Origin of the sequence: Burkholderia sp. CpTa8-5 (assembly GCF_017815045.1) — a bacterium.
In the GTDB taxonomy this organism is placed as follows: Bacteria; Pseudomonadota; Gammaproteobacteria; order Burkholderiales; family Burkholderiaceae; genus Burkholderia; species Burkholderia sola.
The window spans coordinates 129,328-151,711 of the sequence record NZ_JAGIQD010000010.1 but is presented as its reverse complement, the minus strand read 5'-3'; the positions used below and the strand labels follow the sequence as shown (position 1 = coordinate 151,711).

General features: G+C 67.9%; 23 protein-coding genes and 1 tRNA gene. 9 read left to right on the top strand and 15 right to left on the bottom strand.

Translation table 11 applies throughout. The annotated features are described in order from the left end of the window. Positions 1-100: 100 nt before the first annotated feature. Genes J8I35_RS17565 through J8I35_RS17555 form a run of 3 tightly spaced genes read right to left on the bottom strand, consistent with a single transcriptional unit; the run spans position 101 to position 2,844 of the window. Positions 101-856, bottom strand: a complete 756-nt coding sequence (locus J8I35_RS17565) for a DUF2486 family protein (RefSeq protein ID WP_209926369.1) — start codon at positions 854-856, stop codon at positions 101-103. Between the two features lie 25 nt (positions 857-881). Next, positions 882-1,298, bottom strand: coding sequence for a DNA polymerase III subunit chi (locus J8I35_RS17560; RefSeq protein ID WP_050012070.1), 417 nt, complete (start codon positions 1,296-1,298; stop codon positions 882-884). A gap of 34 nt (positions 1,299-1,332) precedes the next feature. Beyond that, positions 1,333-2,844 carry a leucyl aminopeptidase gene (locus J8I35_RS17555; protein WP_050012071.1) on the bottom strand — a complete coding sequence of 504 codons (1,512 nt, stop codon included), beginning with the start codon at positions 2,842-2,844 and terminating at the stop codon, positions 1,333-1,335. Between the two features lie 122 nt (positions 2,845-2,966). On the opposite strand from J8I35_RS17555, the gene lptF reads away from it, so the two are divergent. The 3 genes from lptF to J8I35_RS17540 are packed head-to-tail and all read left to right on the top strand — an operon-like array spanning position 2,967 to position 5,621. Beyond that, a complete protein-coding gene (gene lptF, locus J8I35_RS17550; protein WP_050012072.1) occupies positions 2,967-4,061 on the top strand; it encodes an LPS export ABC transporter permease LptF in 1,095 nt (364 codons plus the stop codon). 3 nt (positions 4,062-4,064) lie between these two features. Beyond that, on the top strand, positions 4,065-5,213 hold the full coding sequence (lptG, locus tag J8I35_RS17545) for an LPS export ABC transporter permease LptG (protein ID WP_209926367.1): 1,149 nt from the start codon (positions 4,065-4,067) through the stop codon (positions 5,211-5,213). A gap of 27 nt (positions 5,214-5,240) precedes the next feature. After that, positions 5,241-5,621: a CbiX/SirB N-terminal domain-containing protein gene (locus tag J8I35_RS17540; RefSeq protein WP_124631623.1), complete on the top strand. Its 381-nt coding sequence runs from the start codon at positions 5,241-5,243 to the stop codon at positions 5,619-5,621. A gap of 84 nt (positions 5,622-5,705) precedes the next feature. Here the strand turns inward: J8I35_RS17540 and cobA are convergent, their stop codons facing one another. The 6 genes from cobA to J8I35_RS17510 form a co-directional block, all read right to left on the bottom strand. Then, on the bottom strand, positions 5,706-6,455 hold the full coding sequence (gene cobA, locus J8I35_RS17535; RefSeq protein WP_050012075.1) for a uroporphyrinogen-III C-methyltransferase: 750 nt from the start codon (positions 6,453-6,455) through the stop codon (positions 5,706-5,708). Between the two features lie 60 nt (positions 6,456-6,515). After that, positions 6,516-7,832, bottom strand: coding sequence for a sulfate adenylyltransferase subunit 1 (locus J8I35_RS17530; RefSeq protein WP_209926360.1), 1,317 nt, complete (start codon positions 7,830-7,832; stop codon positions 6,516-6,518). A 22-nt stretch (positions 7,833-7,854) separates the two neighbouring features. Beyond that, positions 7,855-8,817, bottom strand: a complete 963-nt coding sequence (cysD, locus tag J8I35_RS17525; protein WP_209926358.1) for a sulfate adenylyltransferase subunit CysD — start codon at positions 8,815-8,817, stop codon at positions 7,855-7,857. 75 nt (positions 8,818-8,892) lie between these two features. Beyond that, positions 8,893-9,639 (bottom strand): phosphoadenylyl-sulfate reductase, encoded by a 747-nt coding sequence (locus J8I35_RS17520; RefSeq protein ID WP_209926356.1) that lies wholly within the window; start codon positions 9,637-9,639, stop codon positions 8,893-8,895. Next, the gene (locus J8I35_RS17515) at positions 9,636-10,178 is read right to left on the bottom strand and encodes a DUF934 domain-containing protein (protein ID WP_050012079.1); all 543 of its coding nucleotides are present in this window, start codon (positions 10,176-10,178) and stop codon (positions 9,636-9,638) included. Before J8I35_RS17515 ends, J8I35_RS17520 begins: the two co-directional genes overlap by 4 nt. 25 nt (positions 10,179-10,203) lie before the next feature. Next, the gene (locus J8I35_RS17510; RefSeq protein ID WP_050012080.1) at positions 10,204-11,883 is read right to left on the bottom strand and encodes a nitrite/sulfite reductase; all 1,680 of its coding nucleotides are present in this window, start codon (positions 11,881-11,883) and stop codon (positions 10,204-10,206) included. A 214-nt stretch (positions 11,884-12,097) separates the two neighbouring features. Between J8I35_RS17510 and J8I35_RS17505 the strand changes: the two genes are divergently transcribed. The 3 genes from J8I35_RS17505 to J8I35_RS17495 all read left to right on the top strand — a co-directional run bounded on the left by J8I35_RS17505 (position 12,098) and on the right by J8I35_RS17495 (position 14,459). After that, positions 12,098-13,039: a CysB family HTH-type transcriptional regulator gene (locus tag J8I35_RS17505; RefSeq protein WP_006478072.1), complete on the top strand. Its 942-nt coding sequence runs from the start codon at positions 12,098-12,100 to the stop codon at positions 13,037-13,039. A gap of 64 nt (positions 13,040-13,103) precedes the next feature. Continuing rightward, entirely contained in the window at positions 13,104-14,279 is a 1,176-nt protein-coding gene (locus J8I35_RS17500; protein WP_089488736.1) for an ABC transporter substrate-binding protein, read from the top strand. A gap of 95 nt (positions 14,280-14,374) precedes the next feature. Then, a tRNA-Leu gene (locus tag J8I35_RS17495) sits at positions 14,375-14,459 on the top strand. A gap of 128 nt (positions 14,460-14,587) precedes the next feature. Here J8I35_RS17495 and J8I35_RS17490 read toward each other — a convergent pair. Further along, positions 14,588-15,490 (bottom strand): LysR family transcriptional regulator, encoded by a 903-nt coding sequence (locus J8I35_RS17490; RefSeq protein WP_050017513.1) that lies wholly within the window; start codon positions 15,488-15,490, stop codon positions 14,588-14,590. Positions 15,491-15,610: 120 nt separating this feature from the next. Between J8I35_RS17490 and J8I35_RS17485 the strand changes: the two genes are divergently transcribed. After that, positions 15,611-16,348 (top strand): SDR family oxidoreductase, encoded by a 738-nt coding sequence (locus J8I35_RS17485; protein WP_050017515.1) that lies wholly within the window; start codon positions 15,611-15,613, stop codon positions 16,346-16,348. 44 nt (positions 16,349-16,392) lie between these two features. Next, positions 16,393-17,292: an SDR family oxidoreductase gene (locus tag J8I35_RS17480; protein ID WP_050017516.1), complete on the top strand. Its 900-nt coding sequence runs from the start codon at positions 16,393-16,395 to the stop codon at positions 17,290-17,292. Positions 17,293-17,322: 30 nt separating this feature from the next. Here the strand turns inward: J8I35_RS17480 and J8I35_RS17475 are convergent, their stop codons facing one another. Then, positions 17,323-18,213: an alpha/beta hydrolase gene (locus J8I35_RS17475; protein WP_050017517.1), complete on the bottom strand. Its 891-nt coding sequence runs from the start codon at positions 18,211-18,213 to the stop codon at positions 17,323-17,325. Positions 18,214-18,319: 106 nt separating this feature from the next. On the opposite strand from J8I35_RS17475, the gene J8I35_RS17470 reads away from it, so the two are divergent. Further along, a complete protein-coding gene (locus tag J8I35_RS17470; RefSeq protein ID WP_089488746.1) occupies positions 18,320-19,207 on the top strand; it encodes a LysR substrate-binding domain-containing protein in 888 nt (295 codons plus the stop codon). Positions 19,208-19,318: 111 nt separating this feature from the next. Here J8I35_RS17470 and J8I35_RS17465 read toward each other — a convergent pair whose 3' ends face one another. From J8I35_RS17465 to copC, 4 genes are all read right to left on the bottom strand, one after another. Then, entirely contained in the window at positions 19,319-20,254 is a 936-nt protein-coding gene (locus tag J8I35_RS17465) for a LysR family transcriptional regulator (RefSeq protein WP_209926354.1), read from the bottom strand. Between the two features lie 164 nt (positions 20,255-20,418). Further along, the gene (locus J8I35_RS17460; protein WP_027785181.1) at positions 20,419-21,192 is read right to left on the bottom strand and encodes an SDR family oxidoreductase; all 774 of its coding nucleotides are present in this window, start codon (positions 21,190-21,192) and stop codon (positions 20,419-20,421) included. A gap of 182 nt (positions 21,193-21,374) precedes the next feature. Then, positions 21,375-21,875 (bottom strand): DinB family protein, encoded by a 501-nt coding sequence (locus tag J8I35_RS17455; RefSeq protein WP_209926353.1) that lies wholly within the window; start codon positions 21,873-21,875, stop codon positions 21,375-21,377. A 66-nt stretch (positions 21,876-21,941) separates the two neighbouring features. After that, positions 21,942-22,316 carry a copper homeostasis periplasmic binding protein CopC gene (gene copC / locus J8I35_RS17450; RefSeq protein WP_209926351.1) on the bottom strand — a complete coding sequence of 125 codons (375 nt, stop codon included), beginning with the start codon at positions 22,314-22,316 and terminating at the stop codon, positions 21,942-21,944. Positions 22,317-22,384: the final 68 nt, after the last annotated feature.

The window sequence follows — 22,384 nt, the reverse complement described above, 5'->3', positions numbered from 1 at the left end:
AGGCAGGCAATCGCGTACCGCCCGACCGGCGGCGCATCACCGCCGGCTTCGCAGGCCCTTACTGGACCGCCCCCTTTTCACCGCCGCGAGCGATTGCCGTTCAGCCGGAGTGACCGGCGCGGCGGCGGGCGATCTCTTCATCGACCGCATCGCGTACCCAGTCCATCACCTCTGTTTCCAGCGCGAGGGCGACTTCGCGCGTGACCTGGCCGACCAGCCAGGCCGAATGCTCGTGCAGCGCATCGCGACAACGCGCTTCGATGGCCTCGCGCCCTGGCCCGGTCAGATAGTTCGTCAGGCGATTGCGAAGCCGTTCGGCGATGTGCTGCGCATCTTCCGGCGTCAGCGCGGCGGCGTCCGATGCTTCCGGTTGCAGCGCTGCGCTCGGCAGGACCGCCTCCGGCATTGCCGCGTCCGGCGCATGCCCGGCCGATTCGTGCGCAATCGGAGCGAACGTGTGCTGCGGCAGACCGTCTTCGACCAGCGACGAGCGCAGCGGCGCCGTCATCACCGCCACCTCTTCGGCAACCACGTGCTCCGATGCGCCGGGTCCGGCCGGCGCATCGGTGTCGCCCGCAGCGGCGGCCATCGCCACGTCGCCCGGCAACTCGACGGTCGGCACGTGCGGTGTCGGCACGGGTTCGACCACGACGGAATCGGGGTCGGCTTCGGTTTGACGGGATTCGGCCGGCGCGGCCGCGGCGGCGCCCGGTGCGATCACGTCGGTGAGCACCGGAATCGCCGCGCTTCCGTGCGGCCCGGGTGCGGCAGACGCGGGCGAGCGCGCCGGCGCCGGCTTGCCGGGCACCAGCACGTCGGTCAGCGTCGGGATCGAGGATGAATCGGCTTCTGTCACGGGAACACTCCGTCGACGGTTGCGGCTAGCCGCCCTGCTTGTAGTTGTTCAGCGCGTAGCCGCGGTCGCGGTAGAACCGGTAGCGGTCGCGGCCCGCGGCCAGCTCGTCCGGCGCGTTGCCGACCACTTCGAGCAGGCGCTCGAAGCGGGCGAACTGCGCGGGCACGGTCGCGCCGAGGTTCAGCAGCACGTGATGATGCGGCGCGCGGTCGAGATCGGCGGCCAGCACGATCGGCGTACCGGCTGCGTGCTCGCTGTCGACGCCGCAATGCGGGATGAAATCGAGCGGCGAGAACGTCCAGAGCCGCTCGTCGAGCGCGCGCAGGCGCGCGGGCTCGGCGAGCACGACGACCGGCTGCCCGGCCAGATAGGCCTTGCGCAGCAGCCGGCACGCGTACGCGAGCGAATCGCCGACGTTCGAGTGGAAATCGATCCGCGTCATTGCCCGCGCACCCGCGACGTCGTCAGCCCCGCCATCACTGGCCGGCGCGGTCGATCAGGAACTGCGCGAGCAGCGGCACCGGACGCCCCGTCGCGCCCTTCGCGGCACCGCCCTTCCATGCGGTGCCCGCGATGTCGAGGTGAGCCCACGGGTAGCTGTCGGTGAAGCGCGACAGGAAGCATGCGGCCGTCACGGCGCCGGCCGGACGCCCGCCGATGTTCGCGAGATCCGCGAAATTCGACTTCAGCTGATCCTGGTATTCGTCGTCGAGCGGCATGCGCCATGCCGGGTCGTTCGCCTCGCGCGATGCGTCGAGCAGTTCGCCCGCGAGCGCGTCGTTGGTCGAGAACAGCCCGCTGTTGTGGCCGCCCAGCGCGATCACGCACGCGCCCGTCAGCGTCGCGACGTCGATCACGGCGGCCGGCTTGAAGCGCTCGGCATACGTGAGTGCGTCGCACAGGATCAGGCGGCCTTCGGCGTCGGTGTTCAGGACCTCGATCGTCAGCCCCTTCATGCTGGTGACGATGTCGCCCGGCTTCGTCGCGTTGCCGCCCGGCATGTTCTCGCAGGTCGGCACGATCGCGACGACGTTGATCTTCAGGCCCATCTCGGCGACCGCGCGGATCGTGCCGAGCACCGAGCCCGCGCCGCACATGTCGTACTTCATCTCGTCCATGCCTTCGCCCGGCTTCAGCGAGATGCCGCCCGTATCGAACGTGATGCCCTTGCCGACCAGCACGACCGGCGCGGCCTTCGCGGCGCCGCCCTGGTAGTGCAGCACGATGAACTGCGGCGGCTCGACCGATGCGCGCGCGACCGACAGGAACGACCCCATCTTCAGCGCCTGGATCTGCTTGAGCCCGAGCACTTCGGCCTTCAGGCCCCAATCCTTCGCGATCTGCTTCGCGGTGTTGCCCAGGTAGGTCGGCGTGCAGACGTTGCCCGGCAGGTTGCCGAGGTCGCGGGTCAGATCCATCCCGTTCGCGAGCGCGACGGCCTGCTTGATCGCGACCTTCGCGGCCTTTTCGTCGGCCGGATCGACGCTGAACACGACGCGCTTGAGCGTGTGCGACGCCGGTTCCGGTTTGCTCTTCATCTGCGTGAAGCGGTACGTCTCGTTGCGCAGCGCGAGGATCGCGGCGCGCACGCCCCAGTCGGAGCTGCGCTCGTCGACCGGCAGTTGCGCGAGCGAGAACGTGACCTGGACGACCTTGGTCGCCAGCAGCGCGCGCCACGCGGCCGTCACCGCATCGTTGTAGGCTTTCTGATTGAAAGCATCCTGCTTGCCGAGCCCGACGAGCAGCACGCGCGACGCGCCGATGCCCGATACTTCGTGCAGGAACAGCGTCTTGCCGCGCTTGCCGTCCATGTCGCCGGCCTTCACCACGCGCGAGATCAGCCCCTTGGTGGCCGTGTCGATGTCGAGCGCCGCGCCCGACAGCGTCTGCGCCTCGAAGATGCCGAGCACGATGCAGTCGGACTTCCCGGTCAGGAACCCCTTGGCTTCGCCTTTGCTCCAATCACAGCCTTTTATGCTAAAGTCCATCGCGCTTGTCCTCGGATAAAATCTGGGCTAAGGATGAAAGCCGCAATTATCCGCTATTTTTCCCGTGGCGGCGCGAGCGCCCCACCACGCGTGCGCAGCCTCCCGCCCTCTTCTCATCAAGAATGATCTTCGAACGCTCCCTCCAGCGCGAGCTTGCGTATACGGCTGGCGCCGTGTTCATGGTGCTGCTCACGATCATGCTCACGACGATGATGATTCGCATCGTCGGCTACGCCGCGTCCGGCGAAATCGATCCGCGGGACGTGCTCGTGCTGATCGGCCTGACCGTGATCGGCTATCTCGCCGTGATGCTGGTCGTCACGCTGTTCGTGTCGATCCTGTTCGTGCTGACCCGGTGGTACCGGGACTCCGAAATGGTCGTGTGGCTCGCGTCTGGCGTGAGCCTCACGCGCCTCATCAAGCCAATCGGCGTGTTCGCCGCGCCGATCATCCTGCTGATCACGTTCTTCGCGTTCGTCGGCTGGCCGTGGTCGAACCAGCAGAGCAAGCTGATCAAGGCGCGCTTCCAGCAGCGCGACGAAATCTCGCTGCTCGCGCCCGGCCAGTTCCGCGAATCGGCCGCGAACCATCGGGTGTTCTTCATCGAGAAGATGTCGCCCGACCAGAGCAAGGTGCAGAACGTCTTCGTCACGTCGACGGAAAACGGCAAGCTCAACGTGGTCGTGTCGCAAACCGGCCATACGGAAACCTCGAAGGACGGCGATCGCTTCGTCGTCCTCGAGGACGGCCGCCGCTACGACGGTACGCCCGGCCAGCCGAACTTCAAGATCATGGAGTTCGAGCGCTACGGCGTGAAGATCACGAGCAAGCCGGTCGTCAACGTGCAGACCACCAACAGCACGCCCACGCCCGACCTGCTGCGCAACCCGACGCGCGACAACCTCGCGGAATTCGCGTGGCGCGCGGGGCTGCCGCTGATCGCGATCAACCTGATGGTGCTCGGCATCCCACTCTCGTACCAGAACCCGCGCCGCAGCCGCACGATCAACCTCGTGATGGCCGTGCTGATCTACCTCACGTACTCGAACCTGCTGAACGTCGTGCAGGCGCAGATCGAGCAGGGCAAGATGTCGTTCGGCGTCGGTCTGGTCGGCCTGCACGTGCTCGTCGCGGCGATCGTCGCATTCATTTTCTGGTTGCGCGTGCGCAATCGTCCGCTGTTGACACGCGCGCTGTTCGGCCGCTCGGGAGCATGATCGATGCGGCTCTATGAAAAGTACTTCGCGCGGCAAATTTACGTCACGTTCGTCTTCATCCTGTTCGCGTTCTCCGGTCTGTTCTTCTTCTTCGACCTGATCAGCGAACTGAATTCGGTCGGGCACGGCAACTACAAGTTCGGCTACGCGGTGCTGCGCGTCGCGCTGCAGACGCCGTCGCGCTTCTACGAGATCATCCCGGTCGCCGCGCTGATCAGCGCGATCTACGTGTTCGCGCAGATGGCCGCGAACTCGGAATTCACGATCTTCCGCGTGTCGGGCCTCGCGACCAACCAGGCGCTGCGCTCGCTGCTGAAGATCGGCGTGCCGCTCGTGATCGTCACCTACCTGATCGGCGAATTCGTCGGCCCGTACGCCGACCAGTTGTCCGAACGCGTGCGGCTGCAGGCGCTCGGCGCATCGGTGTCGTCGAACTTCCAGTCGGGCGTGTGGGTGAAGGACACGCTCGCGGCCCGCGAGAACGGCGAGCAGGTCACGCGCTTCGTCAACGTCGGCAGCCTGTCGCCCGACTCGACGATCAGCAACGTGCGCATCTACGAATTCGACTCGAAATTCCAGCTGCAGAACGTGCGGATCGCGCAGACCGGCCGCTACGAGCCGCCCGGCCACTGGCTGCTGACGGGCGTCACCGAAACGGAGCTGACGCCGATCAAGCCGATCAGCGGCCAGCCGGCCGATGCGCTGAACCCCGTGTACCGGTCGCAGCAGGTGGCGCTGCCCGAATACCGGCTGCGGTCCGACCTGACGCCGCAGATTCTGTCGGTGCTGCTCGTGTCGCCGGAGCGCATGTCGATCATCAACCTGTTCCGCTACATCCAGCACTTGCGCGAAAACCAGCAGGACACGCAGCGCTACGACATCGCGCTGTGGCGCAAGCTGCTGTATCCGTTCGCGGTGTTCGTGATGCTCGTGCTGTCGCTGCCGTTCGCGTATCTGCACACGCGGGCCGGCGTGGTCGGCGTGAAGGTGTTCGGCGGCATCATGCTCGGCATGAGCTTCCAGCTGCTCAACACGCTGTTCTCGCACATCGGCACGCTGAACACGTGGCCCGCGCCGCTCACCGCCGCGACGCCGGGCCTCATCTATCTCGCGCTCGGCCTGTTCGCGCTCAAATGGGTCGACCGGCACTGAGCGCCGCGTCGCGACGGAGGCTTCGACATGCAATCGCACGGTATCGTCCTGTTCGGCCACGGCGCCCGCGACCCGCGCTGGGCCGAGCCGTTCGAGCGGCTCGCCGCGCGGCTGCGCGGCGCCTCCCCGGCCGCGCAGGTGTCGCTCGCGTTCCTCGAACTGATGACGCCGTCGCTCGGTGAGGCCGTGGCCGCGCAAGTCGCGGCCGGCTGCGCGCGCATCACCGTGGTGCCCGTATTCTTCGGCCAGGGCGGCCATGTCCGCCGCGACCTGCCGCAGCTCGTCGACGCATGCCGCGCCGCGCATCCGGGCGTCGAGATCCGTTGCGCGACGGCGGTCGGTGAAGACGACGGCGTGCTCGACGCGGTCGCGCGCTATTGCATCGAGCAGGTCGGCGACGACACGTAGCAGCCGGCGCATTCGTCGGACCCAACGAAAAAGCGCCGGCATCTGCCAGCGCTTTTTTCGTTTGGGACTGCGTTCGAGCCGCGCTCAGGCGGCATTGCGGATTGGATCGCCCGCCTGCGCGAGCCGTGCGCGTTCGGCGAACGCATCGCCGATCATCAGCAGGCTCGGCTCCGCCGGATCGAGCCACGCCTGCGCGTCGCCGGCCGCCATCTGCGCGAGCGTGAGCGTCAGCGTGCGTTCGCGCGCGGTGCTGCAGGCCTCGACGATCGCCACCGGCGTCGCCGGCGCACGGCCGGCGTCGATCAGCTCCTGCGCGATGCCGGGCGCGCTGTCGCGGCCCATGTAGTAGACGATCGAATCGGCGCGTGCGGCTTCGCGGATCTCGTCGCTGCCCGGTGCGCGGCTGTGCGTCGCGAACGCGACGCTGCGCGACACGCCGCGCAACGTCAGCGAACGCTTCAGCGTCGCCGCGCCGGCCAGCGCTGCGGTGATGCCCGGCACGACCTCGTAGTCGATGCCGGCCGCTTCGAGCGCCCGCATTTCCTCTTCGGCTCGGCCGAACAGCATCGGATCACCACCCTTCAGCCGCACGACGCATGCATGCTCGCGCGCCGCATCGACGATCTGCTTGTTGATGAAATGCTGCGCGGTCGAACGCTGCCCGCAGCGCTTGCCGACCGCGATCTTGCGCGCGCTCGGCGCATAGTCGAGCATCGCGGGCTCGACGAGCGCGTCGTGCAGCACGACGTCGGCCTGCTCGAGCAGCCGCACGCCGCGTACCGTGATGAGATCCGCGGCGCCCGGCCCTGCTCCGATCAGATATACCTTGCCCATGTTTGTCGCTTCGCTAGGGTCCTGCCGCGGCGGCCGGTTCGCCGCCGCGCAGATTGACGATTACGCCGAGAACGCGCGGATCATGCCCGCGGCGACCGTGTGATGCGTCGCCTCGTCGATCAGCACGAACGCGCCCGTACCGGGGTGCGCATCGTAGGTGTCGCAGACGATCGGCTTCTGCAGCGTCAGCGCCACGCGGCCGATGTCGTTCATCTTCAGTTCCTGACGGTCGGTCGCGTGCGACAGCGTATGCACGTCGAGCACCTGCTTGACCGCGCCGACCTTCGCGAACACCGTGCTGGTGGTCTGCTTCAGCAGGTACTTGCGCTGCTGCGACAGCGGTGCGTCGTCGAACCAGCACAGGTCGGCTTCCAGCTTCTTGGCCGGCTCGACCGGCTCGGCCGTCGTGACGAACATGTCGCCGCGCGACACGTCGACGTCCTCTTCGAGACGGATCGTCACCGTCTGGCCCGCGAACGCGTGCGCGACCGACGCGGTGCCGCCCGGCACCGGTGCGACGATCTCGGCAACGGTCGCGGTGCGGTTCGACGGCAGCACGACGATCGCGTCGCCGACCTTCACTTCGCCCGACTCGATCCGGCCCATGTAGCCGCGGAAATCGTCGGCCGAGCTGCCGTCCTGGCGCGCGACCCACTGCACCGGGAAGCGCAGCGCGTCATGCGCCTGCGTCTCGACCGGCAGCGACTCGAGCACGTCGAGCAGCGGCTCGCCCGCGTACCACGGCATGCGCTCGCTCGCGCCGACGATGTTGTCGCCCTTCAGCGCCGACACCGGCACGAAGCGCACGTCGGTCAGGCCGAGCTGCTTCGCGAGCGCGACGTACGCGTCGCGGATCTCGTTGAAGCGCGCCTCGCTGTAGTCGACGAGGTCCATCTTGTTGATCGCGACGATCACGTGCTGCAGCCCGAGCAGCTTGACGATCGCGCTGTGGCGCTTGGTCTGCGGCAGCAGTTGCACGACGCCGTTCTCGACCGTGATGCGCGTCGCGTCGATCAGCACGATCGCCGCGTGCGCGGTCGATGCGCCCGTCACCATGTTGCGCGTGTACTGCTCGTGGCCCGGCGTGTCGGCGATGATGAACTTGCGCTTCGCGGTCGCGAAGTAGCGGTACGCGACGTCGATCGTGATGCCCTGCTCGCGCTCGGCTTCGAGGCCGTCCGTCAGCAGCGCGAGATCGAGCTCGTCGCCGACCGTGCGCTTGTTCTTCGCGCGCGACAGCGCGGACAGCTGGTCGGACAGCACGGCCTTGCTGTCGTACAGCAGGCGGCCGATCAGCGTGCTCTTGCCGTCGTCGACGCTGCCCGCGGTGATGAAGCGCAACACGCCGAGGTCTTCGTTGTTCTCGATGATGCTCATGATGTGAATGTCCTCGTGTGCTTCAGAAATAACCTTGCTTCTTGCGCTGTTCCATCGCGGCTTCGGATGCCTGGTCGTCCATCCGGGTCGCGCCGCGCTCGGTGATCTCGGTCACCGCCGTCTCGGCGATGATCTTCTCGACGTCGTCCGCGTCGCTCTCGACCGGGCACGTGCAGCTGATGTCGCCGACCGTGCGGAAGCGCACTTGCGCGAGCTCGCTCGTCTCGCCGTCACGCATCGGCGTGAGCGGCGTGACCGGCACGAGCAGCCCGTTGCGGCGCACGATCTCGCGCTGGTGCGCGTAGTAGATCAACGGCAGTTCGAGATTCTCGCGTGCGATGTACTGCCACACGTCGAGCTCGGTCCAGTTCGAGATCGGGAACACGCGCAGATGCTCGCCCTTGTGCAGGCGGGCGTTGTACAGGCTCCACAGTTCCGGGCGCTGCGCCTTCGGGTCCCACTGGCCGAATTCATCGCGGAACGAGAAGATGCGTTCCTTCGCACGTGCCTTCTCTTCGTCGCGGCGCGCGCCGCCGATCAGCGCCGTGTAACCGTGCTGCTCGATCGTTTCCAGCAGCGTGACGGCCTGCGCGGCATTGCGCGAATCGGTTTCGCGGCGCAGCACGACCGTGCCGCGCTTGATCGAATCCTCGACGTGGCCGACCACCAGCTCGGCGCCGAGCTCTTGCGCACGGCGATCGCGGAAGTCGATCACTTCCTCGTAGTTGTGGCCCGTGTCGATGTGCACGAGCGGGAACGGCAGCGACGTCTTGCGGTTCGCGCCGAGGCCGAAGGCCTTCAGCGCCAGATGCAGCACGACGACCGAATCCTTGCCGCCCGAGAACAGCAGCGCCGGCTTGCTGCATTCGGCAACGAGTTCGCGCAGGATGTGGATCGACTCGGCTTCGAGCCAGTCGAGGTGGCCCATGCGGCTGCTGTCGCCGGTGGGCGGGGCAAAGGCGGATTGCTCGAGCGTCGTGCTCATGATTTCAGTCCTTCTCTTCTGGGTTCGTGCCGCGCGCTGTCGCAGGCGGCGCAATATTCAGTTTCTTGTCGGTCTTCAGTGCGCGGCGCCGGCTTCGGCGTTCGCGGGAATCGGCGTGATCGTCGTGATGTGCAGCCCGCATTCCTTCGTGTCGCGCGACTCCCACCACCAGCGGCCCGCGCGGCTGTCTTCGCCCGGACGGATCGCGCGCGTGCACGGCTCGCAGCCGATGCTCGGGTAGCCGCGCGCATGCAGCGGGTTGACCGGCACGTCGAACGCCTTAAGGTACGTCCACACGTCGGCTTCCGTCCAGTCGGCGAGCGGGTTGTACTTCGCGATCCCGCGCGCTTCGTCCTGTTCTTCCTCGTGCAGCTCCGCGCGCGTGACCGACTGCTCGCGGCGCTGGCCCGTGACCCACGCGCCGACGTCGGCCAGCGCGCGGTTCAGCGGCTCGACCTTGCGGATGTGGCAGCACGACTTGCGCAGCTCGACGCTCTCGTAGAACGCATTCAAGCCGTGCTCGGCCACGTACTGGTCGACCGCGTCCTGCCGCGGATGGAACTGCTCGATCTCGTAGCCGTAGCGCTCGCGCACGCGGTCGATCATGCCGAGCGTTTCCGCGTGCAGGCGGCCCGTGTTCAGCGAGAAGATGCCGATCGACACGCCCTTCGACAGGATCGCGTGCGTGAGCAGCATGTCTTCCGCGGCGAGGCTGCTCGCGAATTTCACCTTGTCGTGACGCTCGCCGATCTGCGCGAGCAGCGCGTCGAGGCGCTCGACCTTCGCGGCAAGCTCCGGCGTCAGCGCGGTGGCGGTGCTCATGCGCTCACCTTCGTGTCGACCGCCGCCTCGCGGCGGCGGAACAGCGGCGCCGGCTCGTCGAACGCGCCCTGGTAACGCTGCGTGAATTCCGTGAACGCATTCAGCGCGTCGTGGATGTCCTTGTCGGCACGCACCGCGAATGCGTCGAAGCCGCAACGCGACATGTACAGCAGCTGGTCGCGCAGCACGTCGCCGATCGCGCGCAACTCGCCGGTCCAGCCATGGCGCTCGCGCAACAGGCGCGCGATGCTGTAGCCGCGGCCGTCCGCGAAGCGCGGGAAATCCACGGCGATCAGCGAAATCGCGCCGAAGTCGGCCACGAGATCGGCCGGTTCGCTGTCCGGCGCGAGCCACACGCCGAGCTCGTCCTTCGTCTTAGCGGCGACGAGCGCCGCGCGCTCGGCCTGCCACCACGCGAACGGCACGAGCACCTTGCCGGCCGGCAATGCGTCGACCGCGGGCAGCGCACCGTCTTCCGCCGCGCGCACGACCTGCCATGCGTCGTCGATCACTGCGCGGTTCTTGATAATCGAAGCCATCTGCAAATTCCCTCTACCCGGTTGGTTACGCGTTCACTGCCTGGCGCGCCGCATACACGCGCTCCTTGAACGGTGCGATGCCGATGCGGTCGTACGTGTCGACGAAGCGCTCGCCGTCGATGCGTGCCTCGACGAACGTATCGATCAGCTTCGCGATCACGTCGGGCACTTCTTCCGCCGAGAACGACGGCCCGATCACGCGGCCGAGGCGCGCGCCGTTGCGGCCCGTGCCCTGCTCGCCGCCGAGCGACACCTGGTACCACTCGGCGCCGTCCTTGTCGACGCCGAGGATGCCGATGTTGCCGACGTGGTGGTGACCGCACGAGTTCATGCAACCGGAAATGTTCAGCGATAGTTCGCCGAGGTCGTACACGTAGTCGAGATCGTCGAAACGCTGCTGGATCGCCAGCGCGATCGGGATCGACTTCGCGTTCGCGAGCGAGCAGAAGTCGCCGCCCGGGCACGCGATGATGTCGGTCAACAGGCCCACGTTCGGCGTCGCGAAACCGGCCGCCTTCGCCTTTTCCCACAGCGCGAACAGGTCGCGCTTCTTCACGTTCGCGAGGATCAGGTTCTGCTCGTGCGACACGCGCAGCTCGCCCAGCGAGTACGCGTCGGCCCAGTCGGCCACCAAGTCCATCTGCGCGTCTGTCGCGTCGCCCGGGGCCACGCGGTGATCCTTCAGCGACAGCGTGACGGCCGCATAGCCCGGCACCTTGTGCGGCGCGACGTTACGCTCGACCCAGCGCGCAAACGCCTTGTTCTCGAGCAGATGCTGTTCGAACGATGCGTCGGTGTCGGGCAGCTTTTCGTAGACGGGCGGCTTGAAGTATTGCGACACGCGATCGATTTCGGCCTGCGTGAGCGTCGACGGGCCGTCCTTCAGGTGCCGCCACTCTTCCTCGACCTGCTGCGCGAACTTCGCCGGCGACAGCGCCTTCACGAGGATCTTGATCCGCGCCTTGTACAGGTTGTCGCGGCGGCCGTAGCGGTTGTACACGCGCAGCACGGCTTCGCAGTACGTGAGCAGGTGCTGCCACGGCAGGTCTTCCTTGATCACCGCGCCGATGATCGGCGTGCGGCCGAGGCCGCCGCCCGCGAGGATGCTCGCGACCACCTCGCCCTGCGCGTTCTTCTTCAGGTACACGCCGAGGTCGTGGATCTGCACGGCCGCGCGGTCGTGCTTCGAGCCCGACACCGCGATCTTGAACTTGCGCGGCAGCCACGCGAATTCGGGATGGAACGTCGACCACTGGCGCAGGACCTCGGCCCACGGGCGCGGATCGATCTCTTCGTCCTGGGCGACGCCGGCGAACTGGTCGGCCGTGATGTTGCGGATGCAGTTGCCCGACGTCTGGATCCCGTGCATCTGCACCGACGCGAGCTTCGCGAGGATCTCGGGCGTGTCTTCGAGCTCGATCCAGTTGAACTGGATGTTCGAGCGCGTCGAGAAGTGACCGTAGCCGCGGTCGTGTTCGCGGGCGATGCGGGCCAGCATCCGGAGCTGGTCGCTGCGCAGGTTGCCGTACGGAATCGCGATGCGGTGCATGTACGCATGGCGCTGCATGTACAGGCCGTTCTGCAGACGCAGCGGACGGAATTCGTCTTCGCTCAACTCGCCCGACAGCCGGCGGCGCACCTGGTCGCGGTACTGCGCGACTCGCTCGTCGACGATCGTCTGGTCGTATTGGTCGTACTGATACATTCGGGGACCCCAGGGTTTTCGTGGTGACCGCGCGACGTCCTAGCCACGTCGCGCCCGAATCTCCGTTCCGTCGTCATCGCCGCCAACCGAGACCGGCTGGATTGCTAATGACGAAAACAGATATCCATATTTGAAAAACTCCGGTGAATCGTAATAAACTCGCCTTATATTTCAAACGACTAAAAAATTCTGTTGATATGCGGAAGGGTTATAAATGAACCTGCACCAATTTCGCTTCGTGCGTGAGGCCGTCCGGCAGAATTTCAACCTCACCGAGGCCGCCAAGGCGCTCTACACGTCGCAACCAGGGGTGTCGAAGGCGATCATCGAGCTCGAGGACGAGCTGGGCGTCGAGATCTTCACGCGGCACGGCAAGCGCGTGCGCTCCCTCACCGAGCCGGGCCGGATCATCCTCGCGTCGGTCGAGCGGATTCTCCAGGAAGTGGAAAGCCTGAAAAGGGTCGGAAAAGATTATGCGGCGCAGGACCAGGGCAACCTGACCATCGCGGCGACCCACACGCAGGCCCGCTACTCGCTGCCGGCCGCGATCGCCGAGTTCAAGAAGCGCTTCCCGAAGGTGCACCTGTCGATCCTGCAAGGCAGCCCGACGCAAGTAGCCGAGATGGTGATCCACGACCAGGCCGATCTCGCGATCGCGACCGAGGCGATCTCCGACTACAAGGAGCTCGTGTCGCTGCCGTGCTTCCAGTGGCATCACGCGGCCGTCGTGCCGGCCGACCATCCGCTGCTCGAACGCAAGCCGGTCACGCTGGACGATCTCGCCCAATACCCGCTGATCACGTACGACGACGCGTTCGCGGGCCGCAAGAAGATCAATCATGCGTTCGCGCTGCGCGGGCTGTCGCCGGACATCGTGCTCGAGGCGATCGACGCCGACGTGATCAAGACCTATGTCGAACTCGGCCTCGGCGTCGGCATCATGGCCGACATCGCGTTCAATCCCGAGCGCGATCGCGGCCTGCGGCTGATCCCGGTCGGCCACCTGTTCGGCAGCAACGTGACGCGCGTCGCGCTCAAGCAGGGCGCCTACCTGCGCAGCTATGTGTATACGCTCGTCGAACTGCTGTCGCCGACGCTGAACCGCAAGCTGATCGAACAGGCGCTCAAGGGCGAAGCCGAATCGTATGAGCTTTGACGGACAGGTATGAACACAGGGGCGCCTGTCGCGCCCCGTTTTGTTGCCCGACGGAGATTCCCGCATGACGCTTCCCGCCCTGCCACGGCTGCCCGCCTCGTTGCGCCGCGTCGCCGGCGCCGCCCTCGTCCTGGCCTGCGCGGCCGCGCATGCCGACCTGAAGGTCGGCGTCGACCTGTCGTCGACCGGCCCGGCCGCCGCGATCGGCATCACGAGCAAGAACGCGATCCTGATGTGGCCGAAGACGATCGCCGGGCAGCCCGTGCAGGTCACGGTGCTCGACGACGCGTCCGATCCGGGCGCCGCGGTGCGCAACATCCGCAAGCTGGTCGACGAGGATCACGTCGACGTCGTGGTCGGCCCGAACATCACGCCGGCCGCGCTCGCGGCGCTCGACGCGGTGGCCGCCGCGCAGACGCCGATGATCACGCTGGTCGGCTCGGGCTCGATCGTCGAGCCGCAGGAAGGCGCGCGAACCTGGGCGTTCAAGATGGCGCAGAGCGACCGCGCGATGGCCGACGTGATGACGCGCTACATGGCCAACCACGGCGTGAAAACGGTCGGCTTCATCGGCTTCGCGGACAGCTATGGCGACAGCTGGCTCAACGAATTCACGCGCTTCGCGGACCTGCGCAAGATCCGCGTGATCGCGACCGAGCGCTTCAACCGCACCGACGCGAGCGTCACGGGTCAGGCGCTGAAGCTGATCGCGGCGAAACCCGACGCGATCCTGATCGCCGGCGCGGGCACGCCGACCGTGCTGCCGCAGCGCACGCTGATCGAGCGCGGCTACAAGGGCGCGATCTACCAGACGCACGGGATCGCGACGCCGGAATTCATCAAGCTCGGCGGCAAGGATGTGGACGGGACGCTGTTCCCGACCCAGCCGGTCGTCGTCGCGCGCACGTTGCCGGCCGACCATCCGGCCCGCCAGGCCGCGCTCGCGTTCGTCGATGCGTACGAGACGAAGTACGGCGCCGGCACGGTCACGCAGTTCGCGGGCGATGCGGCGGGCGTGTATCCGCGCCTCGCCGATGCGGTCGGCCGTGCGCTGAAGGCCGCGCAGCCCGGCACGCCGGCCTTCCGCACGGCGCTGCGGCGCGAACTCGAACGCGCGCACGAGCTCGTCGTGCCGAACGGCGTCGTCAATACGAGCGACAAGGATCACGTGGGGCTCGACCAGCGCGCGAGCGTGATGGGGATCGTGAAACAGGGCCGGTTCGTCTACCTGAGCCAGTGACTTGCATGCCGGGCACCGGGCTGCTTGCCCGGTGCCTCGTTTTCCGCCATAATCCGCGTTTCGCCGCGCACCGCCGTATGCGCGGCCAGGATCAAGCCCAGGTGGTGAAATTGGTAGACGCAGGGGACTCAAAATCCCCCGCCGCAAGGCGTGCCGGTTCGATTCCGGCCCTGGGCACCAGTCTTTCGCAGCGTCATGCGCTGCCTTTGTCGAAACCCGCGCAAGCTCGCCGCTTCGCGGGTTTTTTGTTTATGGTGCGCGTTCCGCACCGCACCCAGTGATCGACGGCGGCCTGCCGCCCGGTACGCTCAGGCCATCAACTCGCGGACGAAATCCAGAAACACCCTCACCTTCGCCGAAACGAGATTCGACGCGTGGTGATACGCATAAAGCGGGAACGTCTCGTCCGCCCACTCGGGCAACAACTGCACCAACCGCCCGTCGGCCAGCACGTCCCGCGCATAGAGCTCGAGCAATTGCGCAATGCCGACACCGCCCAGGCACGCGCCGAGCAGCCCGCCCGTATCGTTGACCGTCAGCCTGCCGGCGGCGTCGACCGGCACGACTTCCTTGCCGCGATGAAACTCCCATTCGTACGGCCGCCCCGTCACCGGATCGCGGATCAGCACGCACCGGTGAGCGTCCGCGAGATCCCGAGGGTGCCGCGGTTCGCCATGACGCGCGACGTAGGCCGCCGACGCGCAGGTCAGCACGCGCGTCTCGAGCAGCAGCCGCGCGCGATATGACGACGGCTCCGGGATGCCGAAGCGCACCGCCACGTCGAAGCCGTCGGCGACGAGGTCGCCCATCCGGTCCCGCACGCTGATTTCGACCGACAGGTCGGGAAAGCGGTCGAGAAATTCCGCCATCCGCGGCGCCAGCACGTAGTGGCCGAACGTGCCGTCCACGTTGACCCGCAGCCGCCCCCTCACGCGCGCCTTCGACTGGCCGGCGTCGAGCGCCGCCTCCTCGATGCCGGCCAGCAGCGGCGCGACCGCCTCGTAAAAGCGTCGCCCTTCGTCGGTCAACGTGATCGCGCGCGCCGTCCGGTTGAAGATCCGGATGCCGACCCGCTCTTCCAACCGGGCGACGGCGCGACTCACCGCCGGTTGAGTCAGCCCCATCGCCTCGCCCGCCCGCGCGAAGGTGCCGGCCTCGATCACCGCCGAGAGCACGCCGATACCGCTGAGCAATCTGCTGTCGAATCCCATGAGACATACTTTTAGTCATTCATTGACTGATGATTATTCATTATTTTTATTGATCGAGGAAGCCTACAGTAAGTCCTGTCGCCGGATCGAACGGCATTCAACCTTCATCAGGAGCAGGACATGAGCACATCGGAACAAGTCGCCCTCGTCACGGGTTCGTCGCGCGGCATCGGCGCGGAAATCGCACGCCAGCTCGCCCGGGACGGCTTCCGGGTCGTCGTCAACTATGCCGGCAGCGCCGGCCCGGCCCGCGAAGTGGTCGACGCGATCGTCGCCGACGGCGGCCATGCGGTCGCGGTGCAGGCGAACGTCGCCGATCCAGCGGCCGTGGCCGCGCTGTTCGACGCCACCCGCGACGCATTCGGCGGTCTGGATGTGGTGGTCAATTCCGCAGGCGTGATGAAGCTGTCGGCCATCGCCGACTGCGACGACGCGCTGTTCGACGAAACGTTCGCGATCAACGTGAAAGGCACGTTCAACGTCTGCCGCGAAGCGGCCAGGCGGGTGCGCGACGGCGGGCGCATCATCAACCTGTCGACCAGCGTGATCGGCATGCGCATGCCGACGTACGGCGTGTACGTCGCCAGCAAGGCCGCGGTCGAAAGCCTCACGCAGGTGCTCGCGCAGGAAATGCGCGGGCGCGGCGTCCGCGTGAACGCCGTCGCGCCGGGACCGGTCGCGACCGAGCTGTTCCTGCAGGGCAAGAGCCCCGAACTCATCGATCGGCTCGCGAAGCTGAACCCGCTCGAGCGGCTCGGCCAGCCCGACGACATCGCGCGCGTCGTCGCGTTCCTCGCCGGCCCGGACGGCGCGTGGATCAACGGCCAGATCCTGCGCGCGAACGGCGGCATGTGCTGACGGACCGCTCACCGCCGCCTCATCTTTCCGCCAGGAGAATGCTCATGAACCAAGTCGTCCTCGTCACCGGCGCGTCCAGCGGCTTCGGCTTGCTGACGGCCCAGGCGCTCGCCCGCGCCGGTCACACGGTCTACGCATCGATGCGCGAGAGCGCCGGGCGCAATGCGCCGCGCGTCGCCGCCATCGCCGCCTATGCGCAACAACACGGCGTCGACTTGCGCAGCGTCGAACTCGACGTCGGCGACGACGCCTCCGTCGACGCCGCCATCGATCGCGTGATCGCCGACAATGGGCGTCTGGACGTCGTCGTCCACAACGCCGGCCATATGGTGTTCGGGCCGGCCGAAGCGTTCACGCCCGAGCAGCTTGCGCAGCTCTACGACGTCAACGTCGTGTCGACCCAGCGCGTGAACCGCGCGGCGCTGCCGCATCTGCGCCGCCAGGGCCGCGGCCTGCTCGTGTGGGTGTCGTCCTCGTCGGCGCGCGGCGGCACGCCGCCGTTCCTCGCGCCCTACTTCGCCGCGAAAGCCGCGATGGACTCGCTCGCCGTGTCCTACGCGGCCGAGCTCGCGCGCTGGGGCATCGAAACGTCGATCGTCGTGCCGGGCGCGTTCACGCGGGGCACGAATCACTTCCTCCATGCGGGCAAGCCGGCCGATACCGCCGTGCAAGCCGCCTACGACGGCGGGCCGTACGCGGGCGTCGCCGATCAGGCGTTGAAGGGCCTCGCCGCGCTTGAACCGGCGGACGCCGACGCAGGCGCCGTCGCCACGGCGATTGCCGAACTCGTCGCGGCGCCGGCCGGCAAGCGCCCGTACCGCGTGTTCGTCGACCCGTCGCAGGACGGCGCCGAGGAAGTGTTCCGCGTCGGCGATCGCATCCGCCGCGAGATGTTCAGGAACATCGGCCTGGGCGACCTGCTCGCGCCGCGCATCGACGGCTGATCGTTCGCGCGCCGGGCCGGCCGGCGCGCGTCAATCCCGCTCGCAGAACCGGAGAATCGCGTCCGCGACCGCCGCCGCGGATTCGCGCTGCGGGAAGTGCCCGATTCCGTCGAGCACCTGCCGCTCGTAGCGCCCGGCGAAGAACCGCTCCCGCCCCGCCGAGCTGTCGGGATGGTTGCAAGTGTCCGCGCCGCCATGCAGCACGAGCGTCGGCACCGCCAGCACGGGCGCCGGGTTCAGCCGCGCGTCGTCGTCGGCATAGGCCGGCGCGCCCGGCGCGAAGCCCCAGCGCTGCCGGTACGAATGCAGTACGACGTCGATCCAGTCGGGTCCGTCGAACGCGACGGCTGCCGCGTCGAAATCGCTGTCGCGATACCAGCCCGGCGGCGACCACGTATCCCACATCAGGCGCGCGAACGCGCGGCGGTCGTGGCGCAGCGCCTGCTCGCCGCGCGGCGTCGCCATGAACCAGTGATACCAGTAGTTGCGCGCCTGCTGCAGCGACAGCGGCTGGGCGGGATCGTTGGTGCCGTACCCGACCGACAGCATCACCAGCTGCGATGCGGCACCGTCGCGCAGCCCGCACGCGTTCGCGGCCGCGCGGGCGCCCCAGTCGTGCCCGACCAGCACGGGCCGCTCGATGCCGAGCACGTCGACGAATTCGAGCAGGTCGCGCCCGAGCGCCGCGAGCTGGCCGCTGCGCGGCACGGATGCGTCGCGAAAACGCGTCGGCGCGAAGCCGCGCAACGCGGGCGCGAGCACGCGGTAGCCGCGTGCGGCCAGTCCCGCGGCCACCGCCTCCCAGCCGACCGGGCTGTCCGGCCAGCCGTGCAGCAGCACGGCCACGCGCTCGCCGCGCGGGTTCCATTCGAGATAGGCAACGTCCAGCGACGCGGTCGTCGCATGCGTATAGGTCGTCATCGTGTACTCCGTCAGGTCAGCATGAACATCCGATGGTAGGTCGGCCTTTCATCACGATTCGCGGAGTATCATGATTCACTCTTCGAATATTGCGTTGAATCGATCCATGGAACCGCCGACCGATCCCGCGTCGACCGCGCTCGACATCGCGCTGCTGCGCACCTTTCTCGAAGTCGTCGACAGCCGCGGGTTCGCGCCGGCCGCGGAACGCCTCGCGCTGACGCCGTCCGCCGTCAGCGGCCACATCAAGCGGCTCGAACAGGCGGCCGGCACCGTGCTGCTGGCGCGCACGACCCGCCGGATCGCGCTGACGCCGGCCGGCGACACGCTGTACGCGTACGCGCGCAACATCGTCGACATGGAGCGCGAGGTGCGCGCGCGGCTGCGCGGCGCACCGGCGCACGGGCCGCTGCGAGTCGGCGCGTCGGAGGATTTCGCGGGCACATGGCTGCCGCAGGTGCTGCGCACGTTCCGCGACGGCCATCCGCGCACATCGATCGAACTGAAAGTCGGCATCACCGCGTCGCTGCTACGGGAGCAATCGCTGGGCCGGCTCGACGTCGTGTTCGGCAAGCAGTGCCGACAGGTCGACACGCCCGGCGAACTGCTGTGGGAGGAGCCGCTCGTGTGGGCATTCGCGGCCGATACGGCGCTCGACGCCGAGGAACGCGTGCCGCTCGCGCTGTTTCCGGAACCGTGCGTGTATCGGGAAGCCGCGGTGTCCGCGCTCGCGGCGGCGCTGCGGCCGTTTCGCGTGCTGTTCGAAAGCGCGAGCATGGCCGGCTGCATGTCGGCCGCGCTCGCCGGCTTCGCGGTCACGGCGCTCGCGCGCAGCCAGTTGCGCGACGGCCTGCGCGCGTGCGGGCCGCACGACGGCCTGCCAGCGCTGCCGGCCGCCCGCTTTTACGCATTTGCGTCGAAACCCGCCGGCGTCGGCGCCGCGCTGATCGACGCGGTGCGGGCCACCGGGCGCACGCGGCAGTTCGCCGACTGAGCACGCGCGGCGCGCTCGCCGCACGGGCCGCCGTCTCGCGCCTGCGCCGATCGAGCGGCGTCACGAGTCGGTGATCGGCGGACGGCCGCGGATACCGGCACGATGCCGCTTTCAGTCGCCGCTGTCGCTGTCGCTCGCGCCCGCGTCGTTCAATGCCTCCACCATCAACGCGCCGAACCACTCGATGAACGCGTTGAGCCGCCTCGAGCGATGCCGGCGGTGCGGATACACGGCCGACACGTCCATCGGCTCGGCGCGGTGGCCGGGCATCACGTCGACGAGTGCGCCGCTTGCCAGCAAATGCTCGACGTCGAAGCGCGGAATCTGGATCAGCCCCATTCCCGCGACGCAGCTGGCGATGTAGGTTTCGGCGTTGTTGACGATCACGCGGCTCGGCAGCGTCAGCATGTGCCGCTGCCCGTCCGCGCAATATTCCCAGCCGAGTTCGCGCCCCGTCGTCGGCGACGCATAGCCGATCGCCCGGTGCCCGTGCGCGAGCGCATCCGGATGCTCGGGCACGCCGCATTCGCGCAGGTAGTCGGGGCTCGCGCAGTTGATCAGCGTGAACTGCCCAAGCGGCCGAACGACGAGGCTGCTGTCCGCGAGCCGCCCGACGCGGATCGCGCAATCGACGCCCTCCTGCACGAGGTCGATCGCGCGGTCGGTGGAGCCCAGCGACAGTTGCAGCTTCGGGTGGCGGCGAAACAGCGACGGCAGCGCGGGCGCCACGACGCGGCGGGCGATCCGGCTCGGCACGTCGACGTTCAGCCGCCCGACCACGTCGCGGTCGCGGCGCCGGAACAGGCGGTCGAGTTCGTCGGCCTCCGCGAGCAGGCGCCGGCCGCGTTCGAGCAGCAGCGCGCCGTCGGCGGTCAGTTGCACCTGGCGCGTCGTGCGGTGCAGCAGCCGCGTGCCGAGCGCCGTCTCGAGTTGCTGGACGGCCGCCGACACGGTCGCGCGCGGCACGTCGAGCGCATGCGCGGCCTTGATGAAGCTGCCCATCTCGGCAACCTGCAGAAAGATCCTGACCTGATCCAGTTTGTCCATCGACGGGAAACCCGGGTTCGAACGACGGTCGGCGCCGGCCGCCACGCAGCGCGGCTGGCTTCGGCGACAAGAGAAAACGGGCGCGCGGCCTCGTGGCTGCGCGCCCGTCCATTGTCCACGCAAACGCGCCATTGCGGCGCGCCGCGCGGCCGCAAGCGGCCCGGTTACTTGGTCGTATAGCCGCCGTTGATCAGGATCGTCTGGCCCGTGATCCACCAGCCGTCGGTCACGAGATGGCGGATGAACGGCACGACGTCCTCGATGTCGGTCAGCCCGGTCTTGCTGAACGGCGACAGCGCGGCGGCCGTCTTGTGATACGCGACCGCATCGGCGCCTTCGGCCGGATAGAAGAACGGAGTGTCCATCGGGCCCGGCCCGACGGCCGTCACCGAGATCCCGCGTGCGCCGTACTCCTTCGACGCCGCGCGCGTGAAATGCTCGACCGGCGCCTTCGATCCTTCGTACGCCGCGTAGAACGGCGTGAACGCGCCGAGCAGCGACGTCACGAGCGTGACGAGCTTGCCGTGATCCTCGAGATGCCGCCCGGCTTCCTTGATGAAGAAGAACGCCGACTTGCTGTTGACCGCGAACATCTCGTCGTACTCGGCCTCGCTGATCTCGGTGAACGGCTTCTTCAGCACCTTGCCGACCGTGTTGATCGCGATGTCGATCTTGCCGAAGCGCTGCTTCGCGTCGTCGAACAGCTTCTCGACCGCGGCGGCCGTCGTCAGGTCCGCCTGGAACGTCGCGGCTTGCGCGCCAGCCGCGCGCACCGCCGCAGCCGTCTCCTCGGCCTGCGCCTGCGACGCCGCGCTGTTGTAGTGAATCGCCACCGCCTTCGCGCCGTGGCCCGCCAGGTCCCGCGCGATCAGGCCGCCGAGATTCTTTGCGCCGCCTGCGATCAGGACGACCTTGTCTGCGAGCGTATGAGTTGCCACGGTTGACTCCTTTTTTCGTTGAACGAAGCTAGGAGTGTAGGCATACGCGACGCGCCGATCAGCCGGTCGACGCTGGATGGATTATCCAGAAAACCGATCCAATCGAAGCCGCGCAAGGTGATCTGCCGCACCGACGGCGGCGCCGGATTCCGCGACCGATTGCGGCGCCGCCGCCGGCCGGCTCAGCGCGCGTACCGCGCCGCGTCGATCTTGCCGAGCAGCCACTGCATGCCGGCCAGGTGCTGCTGGTCGTGGCTGCACAGGTAATGGACCAGCCCGCGCACGGTCAGCGAACCGTAGCCGTCGAATTCGCCGGTACGCTCGAACTGTTCGGGCGTTAGGCACGACAGCAGCGCCAGCGTCTCGCGCCGTGCGTCGCGAATCGCCGCGAGCACGTCGGACGCATACGCGTCGTCGTAGCGCCGTTCGATCGCGAACGCGTCGCCATCGATCGACACGAGCAGCGGGTGGTCTTCGTCGAGCATGCGACGCAGCCGCACGTGATAGCCGTCGATCTCGATGTCACGCACGTGGCAGAGCTGCCCGAGCGGCGAGAAGTGCTCGCTCGGCATGCCGGCCCAGTCGTCGGGGGTCCAGCGCGTATAGCCGTCGGGCACGGCCGCGAAATGCGCTTCGAGCTGACGGGGAAAATCGGCGAGTGCGTCGAGCGTCGTCGGATTCATGCGGGAGCCTCCCTGTCGGATGAAGGCGAGCGGCAATCCTGGCACGGGCCTGCCGCCGCCGTTGCGTCACTTCACGCTGAAGCCGTACGCGCCCTGCGTGCGATGCCCGTCGGTCGCGACGGCCACCCACTTCACCGCGTACGCGCCCGTGCCGGGCGCCGCGAGCGGCACCGTCATCCGCTTGCGGTTCGACGCGTCGATGCGCGCGCGGCCGTCCGACACAGTCTTGCCGGCGCCATCGACGACGACGATCGAGCTGAATGCCGGCTCCAGCGGCTCGGTGAAGTCGATCGTGACGGCGGCCGGTGCGGCAGCCAGCGTCGCACCCGCCGCCGGGTCGCTCGTTGCGAGATGCGCGTGCGCGAACGCGGCCGACGAAACGGTCGCGGCCACGATGACGGTGGCAACGTGTCGGCCGAACGGGAATGAATCGAAACGCATGGACTGTCCGTGAAGAATGAACGGGCGCCTCGCGCGGCGCAGTTCCGGCAGCTTACCAGCGCAGACGC